The organism is Acidithiobacillus sp. (genome assembly GCF_023255755.1).
Classification (GTDB): Bacteria; Pseudomonadota; Gammaproteobacteria; order Acidithiobacillales; family Acidithiobacillaceae; genus Acidithiobacillus.
On the sequence record NZ_JAGDVS010000115.1, the window covers coordinates 1 to 4,396 of the forward strand.

Here is a 4,396-nt window from a genome sequence, read left to right on the forward strand (position 1 = left end):
TTTCGCCTGCCGCGGCCGCTGCTGGACCGGCCGGGACTGGACTTCAGCTTCAGCGGTCTGAAAACGGCCTTCCGTCTAGCCTCCATGCCCATCGCGCCCGACGATGTGCAAAAGCGGGTTGACCTGGCCGCCAGTTTTCAGGCCGCGGTGGTGGAGACGCTGTTCAGGAAATGCCAGCGCGCCCTGCAGCAGACCGGGCTGAGGCGTCTGATCGTGGCGGGCGGGGTCGGCGCCAACCGGGCGCTGCGGGCCGCCCTGAACGGCCTGGTGTCTGAAGGTGTCGAAGTCTTTATAGCTGATCTCGCGCATTGTACGGACAACGCAGCGATGATCGCCCTGACCGGTGCCCTGCACACGGAGCGGGCCCAGGCAGCCACAGCGGACTTCCCGGTGCGGGCGCGCTGGTCCCTGACGGAGGAGGAAGCGTGATGAACGAGCCATTTTCTCTGGATATGATCGTCGACGAGCTGGCGGCACAGGATGTCGACTTTCAGGAGGGCCTGGACTGGCAGCAGACGGATCATCCGCAAGAAGCGGCCATCGCCTTCAGGCGTGCACTGGAGCATGGCCCGAAGAGCGCCGTGATCTGGACCTTCTACGCCTGGGCACTGTCTGCTTCCGGCGACCCACACGGGGCCATTGCTGCCTGCCGCCGCGCCATCGCCTGTGATGCGGAGTGGGGGCAGGCGTGGAATGATCTCGGTGAATATTTGATGGATACCGGTCGTGAAGATGAAGCCCTCTTCGTGATTCGCCGCGCCCTCAAGGCCCAACGCTTCGACAGTCCGCATCTGGCGCAGATGAATCTCGCCCGTTATTACCTATACAAAGGCAGCATGCGCCGTGCCCTGGCTGCGGCGAAGGAGGCCCAGCGGTTGGTCCCTGGTTTTCGCCCGGCGGCGCGACTGGCGGACTGGATCAGCGAACGGATGCAGGAGTGGAACATCAAGGATTGACGAGCCTCAACGCTTTTTGAAGGAACGTTCGCTGCCATCCAGCAGACGGCGGATATTGCTGCGGTGCCGCCAGAGGATCAGCAGCACCAGCACCATGATGAGCACCCGCATACTCGTCGCAGAAGATACCGCAAAGACGATGGGCACCGCGCTGACCGCCGCCAGCAGCGCCGCCATGGACGAAACGCGCGTCACCGCAAACACCAGTATCCACATACCCAATATCGACAAGCCCAGCACCGGCAGGAGAGCCAGCAGAATACCCAGCGCCGTGGCCACCCCTTTGCCGCCGCGAAAACCAAAAAACACCGGATAGAGATGGCCGAGAAAGGTGGCGAGGGCCACGGCGGCCAGCGCCCAGTCCTCCAGCCCGAGCAGGCGGGCGATGACGATGGGGATGACGCCCTTGATCAGGTCGCCGAGCAAGGTCAGCAAGGCGGCCTTTTTGCCGCCAATGCGCAGGATGTTGGTGGCGCCGGGATTGCCCGATCCGGACTGGCGCGGGTCCCCCAGACCCAGGGCGCGCGCCACCAGAATGGCGGTGGCAATGGAACCGACGGCATATCCCCCGCCGATCAGGGCAACATCCAGAAGAAGTGACATGCAGTGCTTTAGCCGGAAAATTGGTTATTATAGGCCGAGCTGCGGCGGATTGCCGCTTTTTTCGGGATGACCATGGATATTCTTTTTGTACGTGAACTCAAGGTGGACACCCGCATCGGCATCTACGACTGGGAACGCCAGGTTAAACAGACGGTGCTCGTCGATCTGGATATTGCCGCGGATGCGGGGGCTGCGGCGCGGACCGACAAGGTGGAGAACACCATCAACTACCAGACCATCTGCCAGCGCCTGGTCGCCCATATCGCCGCGTCAGAAGTGGAACTGGTGGAGACCCTGGCCGAGCAGATTGCCGACATCATTCGCAGTGAATTCGGTGCGGCCTGGGTGCAGGTGACGGTGCACAAACCCGCCGCCGTGCGCGGAACACGGGATGTGGGGGTGCGGATCGAGCGGGGCAGTCGCCTGCCTTGAGCGACCAAGGGCCCGATCAGGCCGACACCAGCACCCCATGCAAATCATGGGCATCCGCCCGGGTGATCTCCACCTCCACCCAGTCCCCGACCTGCAACCCCGCCGCCTTGCCCAGATGCACCACACCATCGATCTCCGGGGCATCGCTGGCGGAGCGGGCGATCACCTTGCCCCCCCGGCCCACCTCGTCCACCAGCACCCGCTGACGCTGGCCCCCCCAGCGTTGTAGTCGCCCCCGGCTGATGGCTTCCTGCACGGCCATGAATTCGGCGCGACGTTCTTCTTTGACCAGATCCGGCACCGCGCCAGCGATCGCGTTGGCGGGCGCGCCGTTCACGGCCGAATAGGCGAAACAACCGACCCGATCCAACTCCGCCGCCCGCAGAAAATCCAGCAGTTCCGCAAAATCCGCATCGGTCTCGCCGGGGAAGCCGACGATGAAGGTGCTGCGGATGGTCAGGTCCGGCACTGCCTGGCGCCAGGCCAGAATTCGGTCGAGGGTCTTTTCGGCGGCAGCGGGGCGGCGCATGGCCTTGAGGATGCGCGGACTGCCGTGCTGCAGGGGCACATCCAGATAGGGCAGAATTTTACTTGCCGCCATCAGGGGCAGGAGTTCGTCGATATGCGGGTAGGGGTAGACGTAGTGCAGGCGCACCCAGACGCCGAGTTCGCCCAGGGCCGCGCAGAGATCGGTGATGCGGGTCTTGAGCGGACGGCCGTTGTGAAAGGCGGTGCGGTATTTGCGGTCCACCCCGTAAGCGCCGGTGTCCTGGGAAATCACCAGCAGTTCTTTGACGCCGCCCGCCACCAGCGCCTCGGCCTCGCGCAGAATATCGTCCGGCGCGCGGCTGACCAGCTTGCCGCGCATGCTGGGGATGATGCAGAAGCTGCAGGACTGATTGCAGCCCTCGGAGATTTTCAGATAGGCGTAGTGGGGCGGCGTCAGGCGCAGGCCCTGGGGCGGGACCAGGTCGGTGTAAGGGTCGTGGGCCGGAGGGAGTGCCTCGTGAATCGCGTCGAGCACGGCACTGGCCTGATTGGGGCCGGTGACGGCGAGCACCTTGGGATGGGCGCCGCGCACAAAGTCGCCGCCCTCGCGGGCACCCAGACAACCGGTGACCACCACCTTGCCGTTCTCATCCAGCGCCTCGCCGATGGCTTCCAGGGATTCCTCCACCGCCGCGTCGATAAAGCCGCAGGTGTTGACGACGACCACATCGGCGCTGGCGTAATCCCCCACCAGCAGATAGCCCTCGGCGCGCAACTGGGTGAGGATGCGCTCGCTGTCCACCGTGGCCTTGGGGCAGCCGAGGCTGACGAAGCCGACTTTGGGCGGTGTATTCGCGCTCGCCTTCAAAAGGTATTGCTCACACTGACCACTCCCGGCACCGCGCCGACGATACGCTCGACCACCTGTTTGAGATCGATGACGGCATTGGGGCAGCCCGCGCAGGCGCCTTTCATGCGTACCCGCACGTCGCGTTCGACAATTTCCACCAGTTCGATATCGCCGCCATCGCGGTGGAGAATGTGGCGCACCGTTTGCACCGCTTCGGTGACGGTCGCAGGGTCGGGCAGGGGATCGTCGGGTCCATAGCGTTTCTGGCGGTCGAGTCCGCGTTCGGCCATGGCCTGGGCGTGGGCGATTTTGGCCGCGGCGAGGGGGTCTTCCGCCTCCAAGGCGTCCAGTTCGTCTTCGCTGTAAAAGCGGATGGGGGATTTTACGGTTGGGCTCATGGCCGTCAATATAACATGCGACCGCCATCGACGACGAGATTGTGGCCAGTGACATAAGGCGCATCGAAGAGCAGATAGCGGACGGCGCCGGCAATATCCTCCGGGCTGCCGACGCGCTTGAGGGCGTTGCGTTCGATGAGTCCCTGCTGGTCGCCGTCGGGCGGGTCCTTATCCTCGGCCCAGAGCACCACTCCGGGCGAGACGCTGTTGACGCGGATCTCCGGCCCCAGTTCTTTGGCGAGGGCGCGGGTGAGCGCCAGCAGGCCCGCCTTCGTGACACTGTAGGGCAGATAACCGCGCAGGGGGATTTCGGCGTGGATGTCGCCGATGTTGACGACGGCGCCGCTGCTTTTCCGCAAATGCGGTGCGGCCGCCTGGGTCAGGAAGAGGGGCGCGCGCAGATGCACGGTCTCCATCGCCGCCCAGTCTCCCGGCGTGATTTCGCCGAAAGGCGCAGGGGAGTACAGCGAAGCATTGTTGACGAGGCCGTCCAGGCGGCCAAAATGCCCGATAGCCGCATCAATCAGGCGGGCGGGCGTTTCTGGATCAGCCAGGTCGCCCGCGATCAACAGGGGTTCAGTTCGATGCCGCGCGCGCAACTCCTGCGCCAGGGCTTCGGCCTCGGCAGCGGATCGCTTATAATGCAGGGCGAGCTGGCAGCCTTCCGC

At 64.6% G+C, this 4,396-nt stretch carries 6 protein-coding genes and 1 pseudogene; 3 read left to right on the forward strand and 4 right to left on the reverse strand.

Annotated features, from left to right (window positions below):
• Positions 1-429, forward strand: a pseudogene (locus Q0C48_RS07955) (tRNA (adenosine(37)-N6)-threonylcarbamoyltransferase complex transferase subunit TsaD); the annotation flags it as partial.
• Positions 429-956, forward strand: a complete 528-nt coding sequence (locus Q0C48_RS07960) for a tetratricopeptide repeat protein (RefSeq protein WP_291523202.1) — start codon at positions 429-431, stop codon at positions 954-956. The pseudogene Q0C48_RS07955 and the gene Q0C48_RS07960, both read left to right, overlap by 1 nt.
• A 6-nt stretch (positions 957-962) precedes the next feature.
• Here Q0C48_RS07960 and plsY read toward each other — a convergent pair whose 3' ends face one another.
• Entirely contained in the window at positions 963-1,559 is a 597-nt protein-coding gene (gene plsY, locus Q0C48_RS07965) for a glycerol-3-phosphate 1-O-acyltransferase PlsY (protein ID WP_291523203.1), read from the reverse strand.
• A gap of 72 nt (positions 1,560-1,631) precedes the next feature.
• On the opposite strand from plsY, the gene folB reads away from it, so the two are divergent.
• Complete coding sequence (gene folB / locus Q0C48_RS07970) at positions 1,632-1,991, forward strand: dihydroneopterin aldolase (RefSeq protein WP_291523205.1); 360 nt, start codon at positions 1,632-1,634, stop codon at positions 1,989-1,991.
• Between the two features lie 16 nt (positions 1,992-2,007).
• On the opposite strand, the gene rimO is transcribed toward folB, so the two are convergent.
• The 3 genes from rimO to Q0C48_RS07985 all read right to left on the reverse strand — a co-directional run.
• Complete coding sequence (rimO, locus tag Q0C48_RS07975; RefSeq protein WP_291523206.1) at positions 2,008-3,348, reverse strand: 30S ribosomal protein S12 methylthiotransferase RimO; 1,341 nt, start codon at positions 3,346-3,348, stop codon at positions 2,008-2,010.
• Positions 3,345-3,728 (reverse strand): NifU family protein, encoded by a 384-nt coding sequence (locus Q0C48_RS07980; protein ID WP_291523208.1) that lies wholly within the window; start codon positions 3,726-3,728, stop codon positions 3,345-3,347. Before Q0C48_RS07980 ends, rimO begins: the two co-directional genes overlap by 4 nt.
• A 5-nt stretch (positions 3,729-3,733) precedes the next feature.
• On the reverse strand, positions 3,734-4,396 hold a 663-nt coding region (locus tag Q0C48_RS07985), incomplete at its 5' end, for an SDR family oxidoreductase (RefSeq protein WP_291523210.1).